This window comes from Streptomyces sp. NPDC016851 (assembly GCF_055562795.1).
The window spans coordinates 102,611-126,752 of the sequence record NZ_JBVHEP010000025.1 but is presented as its reverse complement, the minus strand read 5'-3'; the positions used below and the strand labels follow the sequence as shown (position 1 = coordinate 126,752).

Genomic DNA, 24,142 nt, shown 5'->3' with positions numbered 1-24,142 from the left:
GCACCGACTGGTCTCAGCACCAGGAGTACCGCGGTGTGGGCGCCCCGGGCCGATGTCGGCCCGGGGCGCTTTCTTCTTGGCCTGCCTTAGGGCGATTCGAGTGGAGGACTTACGGTTTCCGGCTAAGGCTTGGGGCGTGACAGTGAATCTCTCCGGGGAGCGAGCGGCCGCTCCCAGCCCGCCGGTGAAGCGTGTCGTCGTGGAAGTGGTGAACTTCGCGCTGGTCGGCGGGAGCGGCGTCGCGGTGAACTTCCTGGTGTTCAACGTGCTCCTGCACGGGCTGCACCGGGCCGCCATGCCGGCGACCGTGCTGGCCAGCCTGATCGCCATGGGCACCAATTACCTCGGGTTCCGGTATTTCACCTACCGGGACAGGGCGTCCCGCACCCGGCGCCAGATCGCGCTGTTCTTCGGCTTCAGCGGGATCGGCGTGGCCATGGAGAGCGGGCTGTTCTACGCCGGATACCACGGCCTCGGCCTGACCGGTCCCCTCGAGTCCAACGCGGTCAAGGCGGCCTCCATCGTGCTGGCCTCCGCCTTCCGCTTCCTCGTCTACCGCACCTGGGTGTTCCAGCACGATGCGCACCGCACCTAGGCCGACGGCCCTGGCAGCGCAGGGGGCCGCCGCGGTGGTCGTCCTGCTGCTGGTCCTCGTGATCGTCCGGCTGCCGTGGGCCGGGGACCTCGGCATGCACGCCGCGACCGTCCAGCGGCTGCGCCACGATCTCGTCGACCCGGGCAATCCGCTCGTCGACGCGGACACGCCGAGCCCGTACTACTCGCCCTGGATGCTGGTGCTCGGCTGTGTCGCCCGGGTGAGCGGTCTGTCGGTCTTCGTGGTGCTGCGGCTGGGGGCGCTGGCAGGGCTCGTGCTGCTGCTGTCGGGGGTGTGGCGGTACGTGCGGACGCTGAGCGGCCATCGTGCCGCGCCCGCGCTGGCCGTACTGAGCCTGTTGTTCCTCTGGGGAACGGTCCTGTTCAACTGGAGCGGCTTCTACGGGCTCAACTCGCTCGCGCTGACGGTGTCGTATCCGAGCGTGTTCGCGCTGGGGCTGGCGTTCCACCTCTGGGCGTGGCTCGGGCGGGCGGTGCGCGGCGACGGCGAGGGCAACGACGACGGCAAGGGCAACGGCAACGGCGACGGTGGTCACGGTGGCGCGGGCTCGGGCGTGTGGCTCGGTCTGGGGGCTCTGTGGGCGCTGATCCTGCTGTGCCATCAGTTCTCGGGCGTGGTGGCCACGCTGGGGGCGGTCGCGACGGTGGTGGCCGCGCGGCCGGGCCGGGCGGTGTGGGTCCGGCTGGGCGGTGGGCTGGTGCTGGGGCTGGTCGTGCTGCTGCTGTGGCCGTACTACGACTTCTTCGCACTGCTCGGGACCGGTGCGGATCTGGAGTCGGTGCACCGGCCGTTGTACGAGGACCTGGTCGGGCGGTACTGGCTGGTGCTGCTCGGGGTGGTGGCGCTGGGGATGCGGTGGTGGCGGGACCGGTGGGATCCGCTGGTGCTGTTCTTCGTGCTGGGGGTCGTCGTGGTGACGGCGGGCGGGGTGAGCGGGCACTGGTCGTGGGGCCGGGCGCTGCCGGCGGCGTTGATTCCGGCGCAGGTGGCTGTGGCGGTGGAAGTCGGGGCGGCCGGGCGGCGGCAGGCTCGGGTGGCGTGGGCGTGTGTGCTGGCGGCGGCGTTGGTCGTGGGGGCTTGGACGCAGGTCGGGACGGTCGGGTACGTGGTGAAGCCGCGGGATCTTCCGGAGGCTGTCGCGGAGAAGTACCGGCGGCCCTGGGTGGGGTACTTCTGGATGACGCCGTGGGTGAAGTACGGGGACGTGGTGATGGCTCGGGAGGGGCGGCCGGCCCGGCAGATCCCCGCCTACGGGGCGTACACCGTGGCGCCTGGGTACCCCGACTTCTTTCTGCCGGGGGAAGAGCGGCGGGCGGCGGCTGTGCGGAGGTATTTCGGCCAGGGGACGTCGGGGCGGGAGCGCGAGGAGATTCTCCGGGAGTACGGGGTGCGGTGGGTGGTGGACAAGGGGGCCGCCGGGAAACGCGGTGTGAGGTTGCGTGAGGTGACCCGGGGGCCCGAGGGGCAGGTGCTCTACGCGGTGGTGCGATGACAGGGCTCGGCGCGCTCTGCGGCTGGTGCGATGACAGGGCTCGGCGCGCTCTGCGGCTGGTGCGGCTGGTCCTGAGCGCGGCCCGTCAGCGGCTTCGGCGGGCGTTGAGCCGGGCGGCCTGGCGTGTCAGGTGGGCGCGCTCGGCGAGGTTGGGTGCCTGGTGGGCCGCCTCGGCGTAGAGCCGTGCCGCAGTCGCCAGGTCGCCGTCGCGCTCATGGAGGTACGCCGCCACCGCGGTGTGGCGGGGCAGCGAGGAGTCCAGCGCCGCGAGGGCCGCGAGGCCGGCGCGCGGTCCGTCGGCCTCCCCGACCGCGACCGCGCGGTTGAGCCGGACGACCGGGCTGTCGGTCAGGCGCGCGAGTTCGTCGTACCACTCGACGATCTGCACCCAGTCGGTCTCCTCGGCGGTGGGCGCGTCGGCGTGCAGGGCCGCGATGGCGGCCTGGGCCTGGAACTCGCCCAGCCGGTCGCGGGCGAGGGCCCCCTGAAGGATCACGACGCCCTCGGCGATCAACGCGGTGTCCCACCGGCCGCGGTCCTGCTCGGCGAGCGGTACCAGGCTGCCGTCGGGCGCGGTCCGGGCGGCACACCGGGCGTGGTGGAGCAGCATGAGGGCGAGCAGCCCGGCCACCTCGGGGTGGTCGATGGACGCGGCGAGCTGCCGGGTGAGCCGGATGGCCTCGGCGGCGAGGTCGACGTCGCCGGAGTAGCCCTCGTTGAAGACGAGGTAGAGGACGCGCAGCACGGTGGCGACGTCGCCAGGCCGGTCGAAGCGCACGGCGGAGACGGTGCGCTTGGCCCGGCTGATGCGCTGCGCCATGGTCGCCTCGGGCACCAGATAGGCCTCGGCGATCTGTCGGGTGGTCAGTCCGCCGACGGCGCGCAGCGTGAGCGCGACCGCCGATGCCGGGGTCAGCGACGGGTGGGCGCACAGGAAGTAGAGCTGGAGCGTGTCGTCCACCGCGGGTGCCGGCCCGGGCACCGGCTCCTCCTCGACACGGTCCTCACGCCGGCGGCGGGCGGTGTCCGACCGGGTCGCGTCGAGGAACTTGCGCCAGGCCACGGTCACCAGCCAGCCCTTGGCGTCCCGCGGGGGATCGGCCGGCCAGACCCTGAGCGCCTCGACCAGGGCGTCCTGGACGGCGTCCTCGGCCGCCGCGAAGTCGGCTCCGCGGCGGACGAGGACGGTGAGCACGCTCGGCGTGAGGCTCCTGAGCAGGGCCTCGTTCATCCGGGTCACCTGGGGGGTCACTCCGTGATGGTGGGCTGCACGCCGTAGAACGGGCGCAGCTCCAGCCACTCGTGGATGGGCTTCCCACCCGCACCGGGGGCGGCCGACAGTTCCCCGGCCAGATCCACGGCCCGCTCGTAGCTGTCGACGTCGATCACCATCCAGCCGGCGATGAGGTCCTTCGTCTCGGCGAACGGCCCGTCGGTGACCGGCGGACGCCCCTCACCGTCGTAGCGGACCCACGTTCCCTCGGGCGCCAGCGCCTGGCTGTCGACGAACTCGCCGGTCTCCTGGAGCCGGGCCGCGAAGTCGCGCATGTACTGCAGGTGGGCCGAGATCTCCTCGGGGCTCCACTGGTCCATCGGCACCTCGTTGGCCGATGCCGGGGCGCCGCGGTAGTGCTTCAGCAGCAGGTACTTGGCCATCGTGTTCTCCTCGGGGTTCGTGCGACCCATTGTGGTCGCGTTCACCCCGGGGACGGAGCCGGACGCGGGTTCTCGACATCTCCGTCGACATCCGCGTCGATTTTTTTGTCCGGCCTGTTTCACCTGCTGGTGGCCCGGCTTATTTCAACGCGCTCGCCACCAAGCGGGCCGCCCGCTTCACCCGGGGCTTCGCCACCCGGCGGGTCAGCGGGCGGATCAGGGTCGCCGTCAGGCCCAGCGGTTCCCAGCGGACCTGCAGGCGGCCCGGGCCGTGGCCCTCCGGTTCCAGGGTCAGGCGGTGGTGGGGGACCTGGGTCGTCAGGGCCGGGAACGTCAGGGGTGCCAGGAGCAGACCCGTGTGGGTCAAGCCCTGGTGTTCCAGGCGGAGCAAGGGGTGGCGGACTCCGGCGAAGCCGTGGAAGGGGAGGGGCGCCGCCGCGAGGTCCAGGTGGGCATGGCCCTCGAAGACGCCGGGGCGGACGGGACAGAGGCGGAACGGGACGCGCAGGCGGCGCCGGCCCGGGGCGATGAGGAGGGTCGCGCGCTGGGGGCCGACCGGGAGGCGCAGGGCGGGGTCGTACGTGCGGATGGTGAGGTCGACCGAGGCGCCGGGGCCCCGGGTGATCTCCGTGATCTCGTGGCGGAACTGGGCGCTCGGGAAGGGGCGCGTCTCCAGCTCCAGGTCGGAGATGTCCAGTTCGCGGCGGGACCATGCGGAGGGCGGGATCCGGTCGCCCCAGTACATGCGGCCGTCCCCGTCCGTCGCGACCTGCCTCGGTGCCACACCGTGGCCCAGGCCCCGGCCCGCCAGCTTGGCCTCCGGCAGACGGCGGTCGCGGATCAGCTGGATGACCACCCGCTCGGCGCGGGGCAGGCGGGCGAACGCGCCCGGGGTGAGCGTGTCCAGGTACGGCGTGACGATGTCCGCGAAGGCGGACAGCCACTCCTCGTCCCGGTAGGGCAGGTCGCCTGCGTACATCCGGAGGTCGTGCTTGAGGAACTTGTGGTCCTTGTCCTCCCGCAGCGACTCGTGCCCGCTCTCGGCCAGGAACGCGTCGATGAGGTGCTGGACGTGGACGCGGTCACGGACGTTGGCGAGCTTGTGCCGCTGGTTGGATATCGAGGCCGTGTCGGAGTCGGCGAACGGGGCGACGTACCAGCGGTAGACCGGCTCCGGGATGATCGTGAACGCCTTGGCCAGGCAGTACGCCTGCGCCGAGAACAGCTGGTCCTCGTAGTGGATGCCCTCGGGGAAGCGCAAGGAGTGCCGGTCGAGGAAGGCGCGGGCGTACATCTTGCTGGTGGCGAGGTGCTCGAAGAGCAGCCGCGGGTCGGCCTCGATGCCCTCGAGGGTGCGGCGCTCGGCGACCAGGTGCGGCATCCACGTCGAGCGGCGGCCGTTGTCGACCCGGATCCGCTGCACCGCGCCCATCGCGAAGTCGATCTCGCGTTCGCGGTGCGCGGCGAGCAGCAGTGCGACGGCGTCCTCGGGAAGTTCGTCGTCGCTGTCGAGGAACATCAGGTACGGCGCCCGGGCGATCTCCAGGGCGCGGTTGCGCGGCGCGCTGCATCCGCCGCTGTTCTCCTCCAGGCGCAGGTGGCGGATGCGGGGGTCCTCGGCGGCCAGACGCCGTGCGACCTCGGGGGTCTCGTCCGTCGAGTGGTCGTCGCTGATGACGATCTCCACGTTCGCGTGGGTCTGCCGGCGGACCGAGTCGACCGCGCGGGGGAGGCGTTCGGCGTCGTTGTAGACGATGACCGTCACGGTGACGTCGGGGGTGCTCATGCGGTCGCCTCCTGCGGGGTCGGGGCCGGGGTGCGTTCCTCGAGGGGCAGCACCGGCGGCAGGGACCGTTCGTCCTGGCCGAGGAAGACCCGCCGCACGACGCGTTCGGCGGCGCGTCCGTCGTCGTACTCGCAGAACCGGCGCCGGAAGACGGCCCGGGTCTTCGCCGCGCCCTCGTCGCGCCAGGCCTCGGTGGTGAGGATCTCCGTCAGCTCCTCCTGGGTGCGGGCGACGGGGCCCGGGGCCTCGGCCATCAGGTCGAAGTAGACGCCGCGGGTTGTGCGGTACGTCTCCCAGTCGTCGGCGTGGATCACGATCGGCCGGTCGAGGTTGGCGTAGTCGAACATGATCGAGGAGTAGTCCGTGACCAGGGCGTCCGCCGCCAGGCACAGCTCCTCCACCGGGTCGTAGGAGGAGACGTCGATGATCCGGCCCGTGCGGCGCAGGTTGGTGAGCGGGGAGGCCGCGCCGCCGTAGAAGTAGTGGCCGCGGACGAGCAGGACGGTGTCGTCGCCGAGGCGGTCGGCGAGGGCGGCGAGGTCCAGGCGGGGGGTCCAGCCGGCCTCGTAGTCGCGGTGGGTGGGGGCGTAGAGGACGGCCCGGCGGCCCGGCGCGATGCCGAGCCTGTCGCGGACCCTGCGGATGTCCTCGGCGCCGGCCGTGTAGTAGACGTCGTTGCGCGGATAGCCGTGGTCGAGGGAGACGTAGTGCGACGGGTACGCGCGCTCCCACATGCGCGTGGTGTGGCTGTTGGCGGAGACGCTGTAGTCCCACTTGTCGATGCGCTCCAGCAGTGCCTGGAAGTCCAGGCCCTGCGCGGCCGCCGGGTACGCCATCTGGTCGATGCCCATGCGTTTCAGGGGCGTGCCGTGGTGGGTCTGGAGGTGGATCGCGTCGGGGCGCTTGACCACCGCGTTGGGGAAGTTGACGTTGTTGACGAGGTACTTGGCGGTCGCCAGCACCTCCCAGTAGCGGCGGGTGCCGGGCACGACGTGGTCGGTGCCGGGCGGCAGCAGGGCCGCGTTCTCCTCGGTCACTACCCACACCGGGTGGATCTGCGGGGCCAGTTCGGCGAGCTTCGCGGCGATCGCGGCCGGGTTGCAGGCGACGCCGCGGTTCCAGTACGCCGCGAACACCGCCAGGTGGGGGTTGACCGGGCGGCCGAGCGCCCTGCGGTACCGGTGGTCGCGGAGCTTGGCGCCGGCCTGCCGTTTGCGGGCCCGTACGGCCGACTTGGCGGTGCGGCGGGTGCGGTTGACGGTCTGGAACGCCCGGTACCTGCCGTAGGCACCCTCTTCGAGCAGGGAGCGGCGCACACCTTCCAGCCCGGCCGGGCGCCGGTAATCCTCGGGACGGCGGCGCAGGGCCGCCAGCGACGCCCGGCGGAAGAACTCCCGCGCGGCCTCCTCCGGCATGCCGCCGCGCGCGAAGGTGCGCAGGCAGTCGCGGACCATGACGTCGTAGAGCACGGCGTGGGCGGCGCGGCGGTCCCGGGTGAGGTCGAGGAGCGACTCGTAGCGCTCGACGAGGCCGTAGTGCTGCTCGGGGGTGACCGGGGGCAGGCTCGCGGGGCGCAGCCGGCGGTCCTCGTAGGCGACGTGCGGCAGGCAGGCGACGCGGTCGGCGAGCAGCAGGGCGGCCAGGGCGGCGTACGGCTCGTCGTCGGTGGTGAGCCGCTGCTCGTGCGCCCGCCAGAAGTCCGCGCGCAGCACGCGGGTGCCGAGCAGCGGGGTCAGGCGCAGCAGGGGCGCGCAGTCGTCGAGGGGGACGTCGGCCCGGCCCGCCCGGGCCAGCAGGGAGCCGTCCCGGGAGGGCATGCCGGAGGTGCGCCAGGTGCTGCGGACGTGGTCCAGGAGCAGGACGTCCACTGCGGCCGGGAGCTCGGCCACCCGCTCGGCGACCGTGCGCGGGGCGCCGGCGGGCAGGCCGTCCTTGGCGTGGACGAAGTGCAGCCAGCGCCCGGAGGCCCGTGCCGCGCCCGCCGCCCGGGCCGCGGCGTCGCCCGTGCCGTCCGGCAGCGGCACTACGTCGACCGGGCCGCCGTCCGGGGTGTGCCGCTCGGCCGTCTCCCGGGCCCAGTCGCCGACCGCGGCCACAATGAGCTCGGCGTCCGGCAGCGGATGGGCGGCGAGGGAGTCGAGGAGTTCCGTCAGATGGTCCTGAACGTTCGGCCCGTGGACGATGACGCTGAGCTCGGGCATCACAGGGGCTCCTCCCTCTCGTCGCACCAGGCGGGCCTTATGCGGTCATGGTGTCACCAATGCGGCAAAAGGACCGACCGGGGTGCGCCTCACGAGGGAACCGGCACCTCGCGAGGGAACCGGCACCTCACGAGGGAACCGGCGCCTTGGGCTTCGGCTTGGCCTTGGGTGACTTGTCGCCGGTGAACGCCTCGTACTCCTTCAGGACGTCCTCCGTCGGCCCGTCCATGAGGAGTTCCCCGCGCTCCAGCCACAGCACGCGGTCGCAGGTGTCGCGGATCGACTTGTTGTTGTGGCTGACCAGGAACACCGTCCCGGCGTGCTTGCGCAGCTCGCGGATGCGGTCCTCGGAGCGCTTCTGGAAGGAGCGGTCGCCGGTCGCCAGCGCCTCGTCGATCAGCAGCACGTCGTGGTCCTTGGCGGCGGCGATGGAGAACCGCAGCCGCGCGGCCATGCCGGAGGAGTACGTGCGCATCGGCAGCGTGATGAAGTCGCCCTTCTCGTTGATGCCGGAGAAGTCGACGATGTCCTGGTAGCGGTCCCTGACCTGCTCGCGGGACATGCCCATCGCCAGGCCGCCGAGGTGCACGTTGCGCTCGCCGGTCAGGTCGTTCATCAGGGCCGCGTTGACACCGAGCAGGGAGGGCTGGCCGCCGGTGTAGATATGGCCGTTCTCCACGGGGAGGAGCCCGGCGACGGCCTTCAGCAGGGTCGACTTGCCGGAGCCGTTGGTGCCGATCAGACCGATCGCCTCGCCCCGGTAGGCGACGAAGGACACGTTCTTCACGGCGTGCACCCGGCGCACGCCCGACGCCTTCTCGGTCTGCTTGCGGCGCAGCATGCGGTTGAGGGCGGCGGTCGCGGAGCCGCGTCCGGCGCCGGTGCCGTTGACGCGGTAGACGATGTCGACGCCGTCGGCGACGACGGTGGGGATCCTGTCGTTGGTGAGGTCAGCCACGGCCGTAGGTCTCCTCAGCCTTCCAGAAGTAGATGAAGCCGCCGACGCCGGCGACCAGCGCCCAGCCGACGGCGAGGGCCCACACGTGGGCCGGGAGCTGGCTCGCGTGGAAGCTGTCGATCAGGGCGAAGCGCATCAGGTCGATGTAGACGGCGGCCGGGTTGGCCGCCAGCGCCAGCGTCACCACGTGCGGCAGGCTGTCCTTCTGCGCCAGCTTGTCGATGCTCCACATGACGCCCGAGACGTACATCCAGGTGCGCAGCACGAACGGCATCAGCTGGGCGATGTCCGGGGTCTTGGCGCCCATCCGGGCCATGACCATGGAGACGCCCGCGTTGAACGTGAACTGCAGGAACAGCGCCGGCAGCGCCAGCAGCCAGGACACGCCGACCGGCACGCCGAAGCAGAGCAGGATGACGACCAGGGCGCCCATCGAGAACAGCAGCTGCTGGAGCTGCTGGAGGCAGAACGACAGGGGCAGCGCGGCGCGCGGGAAGTGCAGGGCGCGCACCAGGCCGAGGTTGCCGGAGATGGCGCGGGTGCCCGCCATGATCGAGCTCTGCGTGAACGTCCAGATGAACACGCCCGTGACCAGGAACGGGATGTAGTCCGGCACCCCGTGCTTGGTGCCGAGCAGCACGCCGAAGATGAAGTAGTAGACCGCCGCGTTCAGCAGCGGGGTCATCACCTGCCAGACCTGGCCGAGCTTCGCCTGGCTGTACTGGGCGGTGAGCTTGGCGGTGGCGAACGCGGTGATGAAGTGGCGCCGGGCCCACAGCTGGCGGACGTACTCGGGCAGGGCGGGGCGGGCGCCGCTGACGGAGAGGCCGTGGCGGGCGGCGAGGGCCGCGAGGTCGTCGGCGGCCGGGGCCGGGGCCGGTGCTTGGGGCGGTGTGTGGAGGACCTGGCTCACATCCGCTGCTTTCGTTCGGGGGGTGTGGGACCTGGGGGGCCGTGAAGAGGAAGGGGATGCGCCGGTTCTTACCGGACTCTTCACGGCTTCTTACGTCGGGACGGGACCGTATCGTCGCAACGAGAGCGTATGTCGTCCGTACCTCAGAACGCAACGTCGGAACGCAACCGTTTCGTCGTGACGCCCTATGCTGTCGGCATGACGACGAAGCCCGACGAGCCCCAGCAGCCCCGGCGCCGCCGGGCCCCCGCGGGGGCGGCCGTACTGCGGGAGGACGTGACGGAAGCCATCCGGGCGGCCGTCTTCGAGGAGCTCGCGGCCGTCGGCTACGCGCGGATGTCCATCGAGGGGATCGCGCGCCGGGCGGGGGTCGGGAAGACGGCGGTGTACCGCCGCTGGCGCTCCAAGCTGCACCTGGTCCTCGACATCGTCTCGGCGCTCGCCGTGCAGGGCCTGCCCGTGCCGGACACCGGCTCCCTGAAGGGCGACCTGCGGCTGCTGTACGAGGTGACGTCCCGCGCCCTGCGTCACCCCGTCGCCTCGCAGGTCATCCCCGACCTCCAGGCCGAGGCGGCCCGCAACCCGGAGATCGCCGAGGCCCTCCAGAAGGCCCTGCGCGAGGGCCAGGACGGGGTCGCCACCGGCATCGTCACGGCGGCGGAAGCCCGCGGCGAACTCCGCCGGGGCCTCGACCACGACCTGGCCCTCGACCTGATCTCCGGCCCGCTCTACTGGCGCTCGGTGGTGATCCGCAGCCCGAAGCTGCCCAAGGGGTACCTGGGGTCGCTGGCGCGGGCCACGGCGGGGGCGTTGAAGGCGTTGTAGTTCTGCCGGACGACTCGGGTCAGCCCCGGGCCGCCTCCGGATGCAGGCGCACCCAGCCCTCCCACGCCGACGTGATCATGTCCTGGACGTCGTGCCGGGCCTTCCAGCCCAGCTCCGCGGCCGCGCGCTCGGCGGAGGCGACGACTCGGGCCGGGTCGCCCGGGCGGCGGGGCGTGACCGTGGGCGGCCGGTCGTAGCCGGTCACCGCGTTGATGCGGTCGATCATCTCGCGGACGGAGACGCCCTCGCCCCGGCCGATGTTGAGCGTGAGGTCGCGGCCGGGGGAGGAGCGCAGCACCCGGGCCGCCGCGACATGGGCCTCGGCCAGGTCGACGACGTGGATGTAGTCGCGTACGCAGGTGCCGTCCGGGGTCGGGTAGTCGTCGCCGAAGACGCGCGGCGGCGCGTCCTGAGTGAGCTTCTCGAAGACCATCGGGACGAGGTTGAACACGCCGACGTCCGCGAGCTCCGGGCTCGCCGCGCCGGCCACGTTGAAGTAGCGCAGGGACGCGGTCGACAGCCCGGTCGCCCGGCCCGTCGCGCGCACCAGCCACTCACCGGCCAGCTTCGTCTCGCCGTAGGGCGACATGGGCACGCACGGGGTCTCCTCGGTGACCAGGTCCACGTCCGGCATGCCGTACACCGCCGCCGAGGAGGAGAAGACGAAGGACGGCACCCGCGCCGCCGTCACCGCGTCCAGCAGGACCCGCAGGCCCTCGACGTTCTCCCGGTAGTAGTGCAGCGGCTGCTCGACCGACTCGCCGACCTGCTTCTTCGCCGCGAGGTGGACGACGCCGGTGACCGCGTGCTCCGCGAGGGTGCGCGCGAGCCGCTCGCCGTCCAGTGTGGAGCCCACCACCAGCGGCACCCCGTCGGGCACGCGCTCGGCGATGCCGGTGGACAGGTCGTCGTACACCACCGCCTGTTCGCCCGCCGCGGTCATCGCCCGTACGACGTGCGCTCCGATGTAGCCGGCGCCGCCGGTGATCAACCAGGTCATGTGCGGCCGTCCCCTCGTCAGTTGGCCCGTGGTGGTGGTGCTCGTGCGGCTCGTGCCGATCGTGCCGATACGTCGTCGTGCCCTCAGTGAAGCAGGCGGCGCAGCCTTCCGCGTACGACGGACAGCACACCGCGTACGCCCGGCGCGACCCGTAGCGCCAGCGCGCCCGAGTGGGTGGCGTACGGCTGTACGAGTACCACGCCGTGCCGGGCGCTCGGGACGGCGCTGCGGCGCAGCAGACCGGCGCCCGTGAGGGCGTGCGCCGTGACGTCGCGGCTCACGCCGTCGCGGAAGCGGATCCGAAGGCGCAGGTCCCAGGTGCCCACGCCGGGCGCGGCCAGCGCCGGGAGGTCCACGGACGTCTCCGCCGACCAGGTGCCGGACGACGGCACCAGCGCGGTCGTGCGGCGGACCGCCTCGTCCCCCTCGTCCCGGTGCCGCCACTCCACCTCCACCGCCTCCGGGCCCGCCTGTGCCACCCGGCCGTACAGCTCGTGCAGGCGCAGCCGGAGCCGGGCGCCGCCACGCGCGCGTGGCCGCAGCTCCGCGTCGACGGCGAGGGGCAGCACGGGCACGGGCCGGGTGAGCAGCGGCTCCAGGGAGACCTGCGGGAGGTCCTCCGACCAGACGGGCGTGCCGTCCGCGGCCCGGGCGTACGGCGGGTACAGCCGGGCCGGACGGGCCGCCAGCTCCCGCAGCCGGGGCAGGTCGCGCGGCTCCGGGGAGGCCAGGACGACCCGCCCCGCCAGCCGGCCGGGAGCGGCCGGGTTGCGGGCCCAGTCGTCCGCGTCGTACTCCGCGAGATGCGCCCGCGTGAGCTCCCACCACGCACGCCGGTAGGCGGCGTCGCGCAACCCCAGTTCCCGCAGGTACATCCGCAGGTCGTGGTCGAGGAACTTGGCGCGCGCGACCCGCGCGAGTTCCTTCTGCCCGGCGCCCAGCAGGACCTCGTACGCCTGCCGGCACGCCTCCGTACGGGCCCGCCAGTTCTCGACGCCGGCCCGGTCCAGCGAGATCGACAGCCGCTCGGCGGACCGGCGCACGTGCCAGACGTACACCCGGTCCGGGATCAGGACGATCCGCGGGGCCGCGGCCAGCACGCGCGCGGTGAAGACCACGTCCTCGTAGGGGAAGCGGCCCTCGGGGAAGCGGATGCCGTGCTCGCGCAGGAAGCCGGTGCGGTAGAGCTTGTTGACGCAGAGCGTGTCGTGGACGAGGAGCGGGCGCTGCGCCGGGTGCGGTACCACGGCGTGCAGTGTGTACAGGCGAGCCTGCCAGGGTACTTCGCGCCCCGACGGCAGTTCCCGGCGTACGCACAGGCCGCTCGCGACCTCCGCGTGCGCGCCCGTCACCGCGTCGAGCAGCGCGTCGACCGCTCCGGGCGGCAGGACGTCGTCGCTGTCCAGGAACATCACGTACGGCGACGTCACCGCGTCGAGCCCGGTGTTGCGCGGGGTGCCGCAGCCGCCGCTGTTGGCCCGGCGGCGGATGACCTTCAGCCGGGGCTCCGACGCGGCCAGCCGGCCGAGCAGATCGGCGCTGCCGTCCGCAGAGCAGTCGTCGACGGCCACGACCTCGCGCACGGCCGGGCCCTGGGCGAGCGCCGAGCGCACGGCGTCCGTCACATGGACGGCGTCGTCGTAGCCGATGACCACGACGGCGACCTGGGGGAGCGGCCTCTCGGGGTTCTGTACGGCATTCATTACGGCCGATCGTAAGCCGGGCGAATGACATGAAAGTGGTAACACACCATCAAGTGTCACCAAGGCCAGCGTAACGGCACAGAATCGGCCCGTGATGAGCGGACAGTCCAGGGGGAGCGGCCGGTTCGGGGCGGGTGTGGTGCCTGTGGCGGTTCCCATGGCCGTTCCCGTGATGGTTCCCACGGCGGTGATGCTCGCGATCGGGCTGTGGGGCCTGGACCGCGGAGGCATGTGGGGCGACGAGAGCGTCACCTTCCAGGTCGCGCAGCGCACGGTGCCGCAGATCTGGCGGCTGCTGCACGACGTGGACGCGGTGCACGGCCTGTACTACCTGTTCATGCACGCCGTCCTCGCCGTCCACCCGGGCGAGGTCGTCCTGCGGCTGCCGTCGGTGTGCGCGGCGGCCGCGACCGCCGGCCTGGTCGCGGCCCTCGGCGTCCGGCTGGCCGGGCCGCGGGTCGGCCTGGGGGCCGGTCTCCTCTACGCCATCACGCCGATGACCGGCCACTACGCCCAGGAGGGACGCTCGTACACGCTCGTCGCGGCGGGGGTGACGGGGGCGACGCTGCTGCTGCTCAGGGCGGTGGAGGCGGCCACCGCCCGGGCCTGGTGGCCGTACGGGACCGTCCTCGCCCTGACCTGTCTGCTGCACGAGCTGGCGGTGCTGGTGCTGTGCGCGCACGCGCTGACGCTGGCGCTGTTGCGGGTGCCGAGGGCGGTGTGGTCGGGGTGGGGGCGCGCGGCCGGGGTGGTGGTCCTGGTCCTGCTGCCGCTGGTGTGGGTGTCGCAGGGGCAGTCCGGGCAGGTGGCGTGGCTGGTGACGCCCGGGTGGGACAGGGCCGAGAGGCTGCTGCGGAACTTCTGTCCCGGCCCGGCCGGGGTGGCCTTCTGGGCGTCGCTGCCGCTCATGGCCGTCGGGCTCCGGGCCCGGCGACTGGCGGCGGTGGCGCTGCCCCTGCTGCTGGCGCCACCGGTGATCCTCATGACCGTGTCGCAGGCGCGGCCGCTCTTCCATGACCGGTACGTGCTCTACTCCCTGGCGGGAGCGTCCCTGCTGGTGGCCGCCGGGGCCGGGCGGGTGGCCGGAGCGCTGGGGCGACTGCGGTTCGACGGGCGCCGGGTACGGGTCGGCGGCCGTCAGGTGCGGCTTCTGCTGGGCATCACCGGCGTCCTCGCCCTCACCGCCACCTTCATCCACCAGCTCCCCGTCCACCGCCAGCATCGGTCCGCCGCGCACCGCCCCGACAACCTCGCCGCCGTCTCCGCGCTCGCCCTGCGCCAGATGCGCCCCGGCGACCCGGTGCTGTTCGTGCCGTCGGTCGGCAGGCTCGCCGCGCTGGCCTACCCGAAGGGGTTCCGGCAGGTCCGGGACATCGCGCTTCGGGAGTCGGCCCCACGGTCCGGGACCCTGTGGGGCCGTGAGGCGACCCCCGCGGAACTGCGGCACCGGCTCGCCTCGGTGGACCGCGTCTGGACCGTCGCGGAGGCGTACGCGCTGGACCCGCGCTGGTCTCCGCGCGACCCGGTCGAGCGCGTGAAACGGGCCGTCCTGGCGGAGGAGTTCACGGTCCGGGAGGAACACGCCCGGGGCGGGGTGGTGCTGCGCCTCCATGTCCGGAAGGCCCCGGGGGACGCACCTGCCACCGACGAGCCGTCCACCGGGGTGGCGACCGCCGGTGAGCCGTTCGCCATGCGCCGTGGCAGCTCGGGCTTTCGTGTCGAGCGCCGGCCGTCGGTGGTTGATCGCGCAGTTCCCCGCGCCCCTTGATGCCCGACGTACCGGCCGCCGATGAGCCGCCCGAGGCGTCCACCGAGGCCCCCGCCTCCGCTACGACCGCTCGTCTCCCGGCGAACCACCCTGCGACTCCGCCAGCGCGGCCGCGTCCAGTGCCGTGGTGAGTTCGTCGACGCGGGCGCGCAGGGTGCGGATCTCGTCCGGGCCGAAGCCCGTCGAGGCGGCGATCCGGCGCGGTACCTGAAGCGCTCGCCGCCGCATCGCCGTGCCCTCGTCGGTCAGCCGCACCTCCACCGACCGCTCGTCGCGCGCGCTGCGCTCCCGGCGCACGAGCCCTGCCGCCTCCAGCCGCTTGAGCAGCGGCGACAGCGTGCCGGAGTCGAGGCGCAGATGCTCCCCGAGCTTCTTCACGGGCAGCTCGTCGTGCTCCCAGAGCACGAGCATCACCAGGTACTGCGGGTACGTGAGCCCGAGGTCCTTGAGGATCCCGCGGTAGACGCCGTTGAAGGCGCGGGATGCCGCGTGCAGGGAGAAGCAGATCTGCTGGTCCAGGCGGAGCCAGTCGTCGTCCGGCGTGTTCATGCTTCCAGGATAGCTCGGGTCCACCATTCAATTGCGCGCAACTTAATTGTGTGCTCTAATTCTGGGTGTCAGGCGGCCCCGGAAGCGGGCCGCCGAACCTTGACGTGTGAGAGGGAAGGTTTTTCATGGACGCGCTCTACACCGCTGTCGCCACCGCCACCCACGGCCGGGACGGCCGCGCCGTCAGCTCCGACGGCGTGCTGGACCTCGCGCTGGGCGTACCCCAGGCGATGGGCGGCAACGGCCAGGGCACCAACCCCGAGCAGCTCTTCGCCGCCGGGTACGCCGCCTGCTTCGGCAGCGCCCTCGGCCTTGTCGGCCGCCAGGCCAAGGTCGACGTCAGCGACGCCGCCGTGACCGCCGAGGTCTCCATAGGCAAGCAGGGCGAAGGCTTCGGGCTCGCCGTCATCCTCCGTGTGGAGCTCCCCGAGAGCGTGGACGAGGCGACCGGCCGCAAGCTGGTCGAGCAGGCCCACCAGGTCTGCCCGTACTCCAACGCCACCCGCGGCAACATCGAGGTCGACCTCGTCATCGAGTAACCCCGAAGCCGACGGAGGTCACCCCCCGACCCGCGCCAGCACCTCTCCCGTCCGTCTGCTCCACGCCACCACCACGGCCTCCTCGGGCACCGGGTGCCAGCGCGTCAGCAGCAGCCAGCGCACGTGATAGCGGCGGACGACGGCGGCCCGCTCGGCGCGGGTCGCGTCGGGGGCCAGATAGGCGCGGACGTCGGCCGCCCGGCGTTCGCGCTCCCGTTCGTCGAGGGCGGGGTCGGGCCAGATGGGCGCGGCGAGGTTCGGCCCGTACCCGGCGATGGAGTGACTGGCCAGATACCCGTCGGTGATCACCACCTCGCCCGGCCCGATGTGCCGCGCCGCCCAGTCGTACGACGGCCAGCGCGTCGGCTGCGTGAACCCCACCGGGTCGACCGAGCGCGGCACGACCGCCCCGGCGTGCACGGTGACGAACCCGACGCACACCCCGGCCGCCGCCGCCCCGCCCAGCACCCGCCGGGCCCGCCGCCAGGGCCGGGGCGCCGCCAGCTCCACCGCCAGCGCGAACTGCAGCGGCAGCAGAACGGCCCACACGGCCCGGGCGTACGTGTAGTGCCCGCTCACCCAGCCGTATGCCACCAGCAGGCACTCCAGCAGGAACATGAGCACCAGCGGGTCCCGCACCGACCGGCGGGCCCGCACCCACAGCGCGGGCAGGCAGAGCAGCGCCAGCCAGGAGTTGCCGAGCATCCCCTCGTACAGCCGCCGGTGCATCGCGTCCATGCCGGTGTCGCCCACCAGTGACAGGACGTCGTAGTACGGCCACGCCGCGGCGAGCGCCGCGCAGGACCCACCGGCGAGCGCCCAGCGCGCCACGACCGGCCGGCGCCACCCCCGCTGCCGCGACGCCACGATCGCCACCGCCCCGACGAGCGCCGAGGCCGCCGTGACGGGATGGGTGAGCAGGATCAGCCCGTACAGGGCACCGATCCCGGCGTACCCCCACCAGCCGCCGAGCCCGCTCGGGCCGACGAACCGCACGGACGGGGCGTCCTCCCGCGCGCGCCCGCAGGTCCGGGCCCACGCCCAGAACGTCAGCCCGATCGCGAGCGCGGACGGATAGCCCAGGTTCGTCGTCATCGACATCAGCCCGAGGTAGCCGCTCCACAGGATCCGCGTGGTGCCCCACAGCAGCGTCATGAACAGCAGCGCCAGGACCGGCGCCCACGGGCGGGGCGTGAGGGCCCGGACGAAACGGCCGATCCCCGTCAGCAGCACCAGCAGGTGCACCGGCCCGGCGAGCTTCACGACCGCCCAGCCGGTCAGCCCCGTCAGCCGCGCCAGGACGCCCTGGGTGACGGCGTACGGCCCGTAGTAGGGGCTGCCCTCGCCCGGCAGATCGGCCATGGTGTGGGCCGGATGCAGCAGGTCGGCCTTGAGACGCTCGACGACCGCCGCGTGCTGACCGGCGTCGCAGCACAGCGGGACCCGCCAGTACGCCAGCGTCATCACCAGCCAGAACAGGGCGCCGAAGAACTGGTACGGGGTCGGGCGCCCCACGCGGCCGCCGCGCAGCGCCGTCGCGCCGCGTACGGTCCGCCGGACGAGGACCTGGGCGCTCACAGGACTGTCGGAAGGGGGAGGGTCTGGGGCATGCGCCGAATGTTCCCGCCCGTAGCTGAGCCCTGACCCCGGGTCACTTCATCGGGTGAGGCGGCTACACCCACCTGCCGATGCACCCGCCTGCGCCGTCAGTCGCACAGTGCCCGCTCCGCCGCGACCGGCCAGCGTGCGAACCGGAACTGCGTCCGCTCGAAGGCCCCCGTGAGGTTCCGCAGGAACCGCTCGGCGGTCAGCGGCGCGCGCACCGACTCCCTCAGCTCGGCCAGCTCACCGCAGCCCAGCGCGGCCCGTGCCGCCTCGACCGCCTCCCGCGAGGCCCCGGCCCGCAGCAGGTCGCGCTGCGGCGGGTGCTCCAGCGCCCACTCCGCGAAGACCCAGTGGTTGCGCAGGAACTTCTCGTGCCCGGGCCAGCTCCAGCGCTCCAGCGCGAGATGCGCGCCGACGGGACTGGCCAGCCCCCAGGCGTCGTTGACATAGGCGTCGAGCGGCGCCGCGGCTCCCGTGACACCGAGGTGACGTCCCACGATCACCACGTGGTACGGGGAGTCCTCGCGCATCGGCGTGGCGTGCAGCCGGCGCGCGGCGTCGAAGTACAGCAGCGTCGGCCGGGACGCCCGCGCGGCCCGGGCCAGCATGTCGCGCCCTTCCGGCAGGGCCGGCCAGTTGTCCACCCAGGTGGCGGTGCGCACCGGGTTGTGGTCGCCGAGGCCCTCCACGTCGGAGCTGCGCACGTTGAAGGAGCCGGGCGTGCTGCGCACGTCGAACGGCGTCCGCAGCGGGCTGACCGCCGCGCCCAGCCACACCAGCAGCAGCGCGCTCGCGACCCCCGTGAACCGGGTCGCGGGCACGACCAGCACCGGCAGGAGCAGCAGCAGGAGCGCGGGCAGGATCATGCGGGCGTGCATGTAGTCGCCGCCGACGCGGACGACGTACCCGGCGAGCAGCGCACCCGCCGCGAGCGGCGCCAGCAGCACCGCGAGCGAGGCCCGCCCTGGGGCGTGGTCCCGCCGTTCCAGCCGGGTGCGCCGCACGAGGAGGACGGCCAGCGCGGCGAGCACGGGCACGACGGGCCACAGCCAGTAGGGCCCGAGCGTCTCCTGCACATAGCCGGCGCCCCGGCCCCAGTCGCTCGCGCTCGCCTCCTTGGCGATGGCGGGCAGCGGCACCAGGATCCCGTAGTACCCGGCCCGGAACACCTCGTACGCCAGCGGCAGCGCCACCGCCGAGGCCGCCATCGCCGCGGTACCCCGCCGGGACGGGCGCAGCACCCACCACTGCGCCGCCAGGAAGCACACCGTGACCACCGCCAGATCCGGCCGGACCAGCGGCCCCAGTCCGAACACGAAGGCGGCGGCGTACGTCACCCGGGCCCGCTGACCGCGCCGGGTGCCCGTCAGCAGCCACCACGACAGGCCGGTCCAGCAGGCGCCGAGGCCGCTCTCCAGGCCCGAGGTCATGTACGACCAGAACGGGGGCACGGCCAGCAGCACGAACACACCGGCCGGGAGCAGCAGCCGCGCGCCCCGGTGCAGCCGGCAGGTGGCGATCAGGGCGAGCGCGAACCCGGCCGTGCTGAGCAGCAGCCCCAGCCCGACCGCCAGGAACGCCGGGTCCTCGCCGGTGACCCAGGTGCCGAGCGCGAGCAGCCACTGCCACAGGGTGCCGGTCGAACTCTCCGCCCGTTCCCCGACGTTGAACACGGCCCCGTTGCCCGCCAGGATCTGCCGCACCGGACGCAGGTAGATCAGCCCGTCGTCGCAGATCCAGCGCCGCCGGTAGCCCAGGACGAACAGGGCCGCGGTCGGGACGGCGACCAGGGCCGCGTGCCACCAGTGCACCGGCCGGAGCCGCTCGACGACGGCCGGCGGCCGTGCCGAGGAGGCCCGCTGGCCGGGCAGGGAGGGAACGGCCTCGGGGCCGGCGGGAGTTCTCATCGCTCGATCAGCGCCCCTGACCGGGCGGGCAGCCCCGGGGTGCGGCGGGCCGCGGGCAGCAGCGCACCGCCCCGTTCGCCCAGCATCAGCAGGCGTACGACCCGCTCGGCGGCCTGTCCGTCCTCGAACTCGCAGTACCGGTCCCGGAAGCCCGCCCGCAGCCGCGCCGACTCCGCGTCCTGCCAGGTGCCGGACGCGAACAGCCAGGCCAGTTCCCGGTAGGAGCGCGACACGTGCCCCGGGGCGTCGCCCGTGATGTCGAAATAGGCGCCCCGGCTCGCCGTGAACGCGCCCCAGTCGTCGGCGTGCACCACGACCGGCCGGTCGAGGAGGACGTAGTCGAACATCAGGGCGGAGTAGTCGGTGACCAGCGCGTCGGAGGCGAGCAGCACGTCCTCGACGTGCGGCTCGTCCGTCGCGTCCACCACCACGCCCCGCCGGTGCAGGTCGGCAAGGCCCAGGCCGCGCGCCACACCCCCGGCCAGCGACGGGTGCAGACGGACGACGAGCGTGTGGCCGGGGCCGAGGTCCGCGGCGAACCGGGCCAGGTCGAACCGGTCGACGTGGCCGCCCCGCCGGTAGTCGCGGCGGGTCGGCGCGTACAGCACGACGGTGTGGCCGGCGGGGATGCCGAGCCGCTCACGCACCGCCAGGCCGCGCTCCGGGCCGGCGCCGACGAGCACGTCGTTGCGCGGGCTGCCGGTCCGCAGCGAGGTGAAGTGGCACGGGTAGGCCCGCTCCCAGGCCCGCTCCGCGTGCCGCCCGGCGACCAGGCTGTAGTCCCAGCGGTCGGCGCGGCGCAGCATCTGCGGCACGTCGAAGCCGTGCCGGGCGCCCGGCTTGGTCAGCAGGTCGGCGCCCATGTACTTGAGCGGGGTGCCCTGGTGGGTGTGGATGTGGACGCTGCCGGGCCGCTTGGCCAGGGTGCCGGGCCAGTTGACGTTGTTCACCCAGTACGTGGCCCGCGCCATGACCTCGTGGTAGCGCCGCGAGCCCGGCGTGACGTGGTCGGTGCCGGGCGGCAGCGCGTCCACCGCGTCCTCCCGGACCACCCACACGCCCCGGATGTGCGGGGCGAGCTCGCGGGCCTTGGCGTGGATCGCGGCCGGGTCGCCGGACACGCCCCGGTGGTGGGTCGCCGAGTACACGGCGAGGTGCGGATCGAGGGGCCGCTTCGACTGGGCCCGGTACCAGGTGCGCACGGCGGTCTCCGACGCCTTCCGCGCCACCCGGCGCTGCCCGCCCAGGACGGTGGCGCGCACGTCCCGCAGTCCCCGCACCGCCGCGTACGACGCGTAGGGCGCCGACGCCAGCAGCCGCATCTCGACCCCGCGCCAGCCCTCCGGCTGCGGGAACCCGCCCTCGGGGAGGTGACGGCGGTGGAAGGAGCGGATCTCGCGGTAGAAGTCGCCCCGGTCCGCGGGCCGCACCCGGTCCTCCCGGGCCAGCACGAACAGCATGTGGTCCAGGGCCCGCTCCAGCAGCAGCGGCCGCGCCCAGTCCAGGTCGGGGCGCTGCTCCAGGAAGGCGAACAGGCCCTCGTACTGCGGGAAGATCTCGAAGTGCCGGCGCCCCGGCGTCTTGGTGATCGCGCCTTGCCTGCGCTGCCGGTACTCCACCCCGATCCGGTCCAGGCAGGCGATCCGCTCCGCCAGCACCATCGACCGGTAGGTGACCGGCGCGTCCTCGTACAGCCCCGGCGCGTACCGGAGGCCGTGCTCCTGGAAGAAGGAGCGGCGGTACGCCTTGTTCCAGGCGACCAGGAAGAGGTTCAGGTACTGCGGGCTCTCCCGGATGCCGAAGGTGTCCGTGCCCGCCGCGGCCAGCAGGTCCGCCGCCTCGCTGCGCCCGCCCCGGCCCCACCAGTAGGTGCGCACGTGGTCGAAGACCAGGATGTCCGGCTCGGCGGTCGCTTCGAGGCGCGCGGCGACGGCCGCCAGCAGGCCCGGCGTGTAGTGGTCGTCGCTGTCGAGGAACAGGACGTAGTCGCCGGCCGCCTGCTCCAGACCGGCGTTGCGGGCCCGGCCCAGGCCGACGTTCTCGGGCAGGTGCAGCACCCGCACCCGGGCGTCGCGGGCCGCGTACTCGTCGAGGATCGCACCGCTGCCGTCCGGCGAGCGGTCGTCCACGGCGATCACCTCGAAGTCGCCGTACGACTGGCCGAGCACCGAGTCGAGACACTCGCGCAGGAAGCCCTGCACCTTGAAGACGGGGACGATGATGCTGAAGCGGGGCACTTCTTCGGTCAGCTCCTTACGAGGGTGGCGGCGGGGGCCGGGACGCGCTCCGCGAGCGGGATCACGGGCGGGATCGACTCGGGCGGCTGACCCAGCAGCACCCGGCGTACGACGCGCTCGGCGGCCCGCCCGTCGTCGAACTGGCAGAAGCGCTCACGGAAGGCGGCGCGCAGGGCCGTGGCGGACTCGTCCGCCCAGCCGCCGTCGCGGAAGAGGGCCGCCAGTTCCTCGGGCGTCCGGGCGACCCGGCCGGGCGGGGACGTCATCAGGTCGAAGTAGACGCCCCGCAGCTCCCGGTAGACCTCCCAGTCGTCGGCGTACACGACGATCGGCCGGTCCAGGTTGGCGTAGTCGAACATGATCGACGAGTAGTCGGTGATCAGCGCGTCGGCGGCCAGGCACACGTCCTCCGAGGAGCGGTGCCCGGTGACGTCGATGATCCGGCCGCCGCCCCGGCTCGCCCCCTGGTCGTAGAAGTAGTGGGCGCGCAGCAGCATCACGTAGTCGTCGCCGATCGCCTCGCAGAACTCCGCCAGGTCCAGGCCCGACGCGAAGCCGGTGGCGTAGTCGCGGTGCGTGGGCGCGTAGAGCAGGGCCTTCTTGCCGTCCGGGACACCCAGTTCCTTGCGGACACGGGCGACGTCCTCGGCGGACGCCGTGCAGTAGACGTCGTTGCGCGGATAGCCGTACTCGAGGGTCTCGTGCGCGCCCGGGAACGCCTTCTCCCACATCTCGGTGGAGTGGCGGTTGGAGGTGAGGTTGTAGTCCCAGCGGTCGACCCGGGCCAGCAGCTTGGCGAAGCTCCCGGTGGCCGCGGCCACCACAGGGTACGTCGCCTGGTCGGCGCCCATCTTCTTCAGCGGTGTGCCGTGCTGGGTCTGCAGGTGCACGCTGCCGGGGCGTTTGACGACGGCGTCCGCGAAGTTGGCGTTGTTGACGAGGTACTTGGCGCGGGCCAGCACCTGCCAGTACTTCCGGCTGCCGATCACCGCGTACTCCACGTCCGGCGGCACGGCGCCCACGGCCTCCGGCTCCACCAGGAACACCGCACGCAGGTGCGGGGCGAGTTCGCGGGCCTTGGCGTGGATCGCGGCCGGGTTGCAGGCGTAGCCGCGGCCCCAGTACGCGCAGTACACGACGAGGTTCTCGTCGAGGGGCAGCCGCAGGGCCGCCGCGTACCGCAGGCGCGTGCGCAGCCCTCTCGGGCGCGGGAGCAGCGCGGCGGCTCGCGCGACCCTGCGGTTGGCGGCGCGCAGGACGCGGAACGCGACGTACGATCCGGCCGCCAGCAGCCGGTGCTGGACGCCGAGGCTGCCGCCGGGCGGCTGGTAGCCCGCGGGGCGGTGCTGCCGGTAGAGCGCGCTCGCCCGGCGGAAGAAGGCGCGCCGCCCGGACGGCAGCCGCCGGGGATGGGCGGCCGTCTTCAACACGGCGGCGAAGAGCTGCTCGAACAGCGGCCCGCGCCGGTCCGCGGACAGCCCCTGCTCCGCGGCCCGGGCCAGCACCAGTTCGGTCTGGTCGAGCAGCTCGGCGTGGTGCTCTCCGGGCAGGTTGAGGCGGTTGCCCTGCCGGCGCAGCAGATGCCGGACGACGACCGTGCGCAGGGCCGCCATCCGCTCCGCCCGCAGGGCGACCAGCCCGCCGAATCCGGTATCGGTGAAGTGGTCCCCGGGGAAGGTGAGGTTCTGCTCGGTGAGGAAGGCCCGGCGGTAGGCCGCGCTCCAGGCCGGCAGCGTCACGCCCGTCAGCCGCGGGGCCCGGCCGGGGGAGAAGGCCCCGTCCGGTGTCCCGGCCAGCAAGGGCGCGGCCGGGTTGGCCGGCTCGCCCTCCCACCAGGGGGTGCGTTCGTGCTCGAAGTACAGGACGTCGACGTCACCCACGGCGCTCAGCCGGGCGTCCAGCGCCGCCAGCGCCCCCGGGACCAGGACGTCGTCGCCGTCGAGGAACAGCACATGGCCGCCGACGGCCGACCGAAGCCCGGTGTTGCGCGCCCCGGCCAGACCGGCCGACGGCGGCGAGTGCACCGGCGTCACCCGGGAGTCCCGCTCGGCGTACCCGGCGACGACGTCCGCCGCGGGTGAGTCGGGCGCGTCGCACACCGGGATCAGCTCGAAGTCGCCGAACGACTGGGCGAGGATCGAGTCCAGCGCCTGGGACAGCCGGCCCGCGACCCCATGGGACGGGACGACGATGCTGAAGCGGGGCATTCTGCTCTCTCTGGTCGAGGGTCGAGGGTCGAAGGTCGAGGGTCGAGGGTCTTCGGAAACGGGGGGCCGCGTCAGGTGGCGCGAGGGCGTCCAGGCCGGCCGGACGGGCGCCAGGTCGGCGGCCGGCTCGGCGTCGGCCGTGACGGGCTGGAGGGCACAGGGACTCCCACGCGTGAGAAC

At 73.3% G+C, this 24,142-nt stretch carries 18 protein-coding genes; 5 read left to right on the top strand and 13 right to left on the bottom strand.

Annotated elements, in window-relative coordinates; all coding sequences use genetic code 11:
* Positions 1-136 precede the first annotated feature (136 nt).
* Together ACZ3I3_RS32680 and ACZ3I3_RS32675 are read left to right on the top strand one after the other, a co-directional pair.
* A complete protein-coding gene (locus tag ACZ3I3_RS32680) occupies positions 137-595 on the top strand; it encodes a GtrA family protein (RefSeq protein ID WP_467370918.1) in 459 nt (152 codons plus the stop codon).
* A complete protein-coding gene (locus tag ACZ3I3_RS32675) occupies positions 579-2,108 on the top strand; it encodes a hypothetical protein (protein WP_467370916.1) in 1,530 nt (509 codons plus the stop codon). The genes ACZ3I3_RS32680 and ACZ3I3_RS32675 overlap by 17 nt, the downstream gene beginning before the upstream one ends.
* Before the next feature lie 85 nt (positions 2,109-2,193).
* On the opposite strand, the gene ACZ3I3_RS32670 is transcribed toward ACZ3I3_RS32675, so the two are convergent.
* The 6 genes from ACZ3I3_RS32670 to ACZ3I3_RS32645 all read right to left on the bottom strand — a co-directional run bounded on the left by ACZ3I3_RS32670 (position 2,194) and on the right by ACZ3I3_RS32645 (position 9,622).
* Positions 2,194-3,339 carry an RNA polymerase sigma factor gene (locus ACZ3I3_RS32670; RefSeq protein ID WP_467370948.1) on the bottom strand — a complete coding sequence of 382 codons (1,146 nt, stop codon included), beginning with the start codon at positions 3,337-3,339 and terminating at the stop codon, positions 2,194-2,196.
* A 17-nt stretch (positions 3,340-3,356) separates the two neighbouring features.
* Positions 3,357-3,764, bottom strand: coding sequence for a YciI family protein (locus ACZ3I3_RS32665; RefSeq protein WP_467370946.1), 408 nt, complete (start codon positions 3,762-3,764; stop codon positions 3,357-3,359).
* A gap of 139 nt (positions 3,765-3,903) precedes the next feature.
* Complete coding sequence (locus tag ACZ3I3_RS32660) at positions 3,904-5,550, bottom strand: glycosyltransferase family 2 protein (RefSeq protein ID WP_467370914.1); 1,647 nt, start codon at positions 5,548-5,550, stop codon at positions 3,904-3,906.
* Positions 5,547-7,751, bottom strand: coding sequence for a CDP-glycerol glycerophosphotransferase family protein (locus ACZ3I3_RS32655; RefSeq protein WP_467370912.1), 2,205 nt, complete (start codon positions 7,749-7,751; stop codon positions 5,547-5,549). Before ACZ3I3_RS32655 ends, ACZ3I3_RS32660 begins: the two co-directional genes overlap by 4 nt.
* 127 nt (positions 7,752-7,878) lie before the next feature.
* A complete protein-coding gene (locus ACZ3I3_RS32650) occupies positions 7,879-8,709 on the bottom strand; it encodes an ABC transporter ATP-binding protein (RefSeq protein WP_467370911.1) in 831 nt (276 codons plus the stop codon).
* A complete protein-coding gene (locus ACZ3I3_RS32645; protein ID WP_467370910.1) occupies positions 8,702-9,622 on the bottom strand; it encodes an ABC transporter permease in 921 nt (306 codons plus the stop codon). The genes ACZ3I3_RS32650 and ACZ3I3_RS32645 overlap by 8 nt, the downstream gene beginning before the upstream one ends.
* A 198-nt stretch (positions 9,623-9,820) precedes the next feature.
* Here ACZ3I3_RS32645 and ACZ3I3_RS32640 point away from each other — a divergent pair, with 198 nt between their 5' ends.
* Positions 9,821-10,447 (top strand): TetR/AcrR family transcriptional regulator, encoded by a 627-nt coding sequence (locus ACZ3I3_RS32640; RefSeq protein ID WP_467370908.1) that lies wholly within the window; start codon positions 9,821-9,823, stop codon positions 10,445-10,447.
* 19 nt (positions 10,448-10,466) lie between these two features.
* Here ACZ3I3_RS32640 and galE read toward each other — a convergent pair whose 3' ends face one another.
* Both galE and ACZ3I3_RS32630 read right to left on the bottom strand, forming a co-directional pair.
* A complete protein-coding gene (gene galE, locus ACZ3I3_RS32635; RefSeq protein ID WP_467370906.1) occupies positions 10,467-11,447 on the bottom strand; it encodes a UDP-glucose 4-epimerase GalE in 981 nt (326 codons plus the stop codon).
* Positions 11,448-11,530: 83 nt separating this feature from the next.
* The gene (locus ACZ3I3_RS32630) at positions 11,531-13,150 is read right to left on the bottom strand and encodes a glycosyltransferase family 2 protein (protein ID WP_467370905.1); all 1,620 of its coding nucleotides are present in this window, start codon (positions 13,148-13,150) and stop codon (positions 11,531-11,533) included.
* A gap of 157 nt (positions 13,151-13,307) precedes the next feature.
* Between ACZ3I3_RS32630 and ACZ3I3_RS32625 the strand changes: the two genes are divergently transcribed.
* Complete coding sequence (locus ACZ3I3_RS32625; RefSeq protein ID WP_467370903.1) at positions 13,308-14,918, top strand: glycosyltransferase family 39 protein; 1,611 nt, start codon at positions 13,308-13,310, stop codon at positions 14,916-14,918.
* A 60-nt stretch (positions 14,919-14,978) separates the two neighbouring features.
* On the opposite strand, the gene ACZ3I3_RS32620 is transcribed toward ACZ3I3_RS32625, so the two are convergent.
* Positions 14,979-15,467 (bottom strand): MarR family winged helix-turn-helix transcriptional regulator, encoded by a 489-nt coding sequence (locus ACZ3I3_RS32620; protein WP_467370901.1) that lies wholly within the window; start codon positions 15,465-15,467, stop codon positions 14,979-14,981.
* A gap of 125 nt (positions 15,468-15,592) precedes the next feature.
* Between ACZ3I3_RS32620 and ACZ3I3_RS32615 the strand changes: the two genes are divergently transcribed.
* Positions 15,593-16,006 carry an organic hydroperoxide resistance protein gene (locus ACZ3I3_RS32615; protein ID WP_359033861.1) on the top strand — a complete coding sequence of 138 codons (414 nt, stop codon included), beginning with the start codon at positions 15,593-15,595 and terminating at the stop codon, positions 16,004-16,006.
* A gap of 18 nt (positions 16,007-16,024) precedes the next feature.
* Here the strand turns inward: ACZ3I3_RS32615 and ACZ3I3_RS32610 are convergent, their stop codons facing one another.
* The 4 genes from ACZ3I3_RS32610 to ACZ3I3_RS32595 form a co-directional block, all read right to left on the bottom strand.
* Positions 16,025-17,584: a hypothetical protein gene (locus tag ACZ3I3_RS32610; RefSeq protein WP_467370899.1), complete on the bottom strand. Its 1,560-nt coding sequence runs from the start codon at positions 17,582-17,584 to the stop codon at positions 16,025-16,027.
* 128 nt (positions 17,585-17,712) lie between these two features.
* Positions 17,713-19,518, bottom strand: a complete 1,806-nt coding sequence (locus tag ACZ3I3_RS32605) for an arabinofuranosyltransferase AftB family protein (protein ID WP_467370897.1) — start codon at positions 19,516-19,518, stop codon at positions 17,713-17,715.
* A complete protein-coding gene (locus tag ACZ3I3_RS32600; protein ID WP_467370896.1) occupies positions 19,515-21,755 on the bottom strand; it encodes a bifunctional glycosyltransferase/CDP-glycerol:glycerophosphate glycerophosphotransferase in 2,241 nt (746 codons plus the stop codon). The genes ACZ3I3_RS32605 and ACZ3I3_RS32600 overlap by 4 nt, the downstream gene beginning before the upstream one ends.
* An 8-nt stretch (positions 21,756-21,763) precedes the next feature.
* Complete coding sequence (locus tag ACZ3I3_RS32595) at positions 21,764-23,962, bottom strand: bifunctional glycosyltransferase/CDP-glycerol:glycerophosphate glycerophosphotransferase (protein WP_467370894.1); 2,199 nt, start codon at positions 23,960-23,962, stop codon at positions 21,764-21,766.
* Between the last annotated feature and the right edge of the window lie 180 nt (positions 23,963-24,142).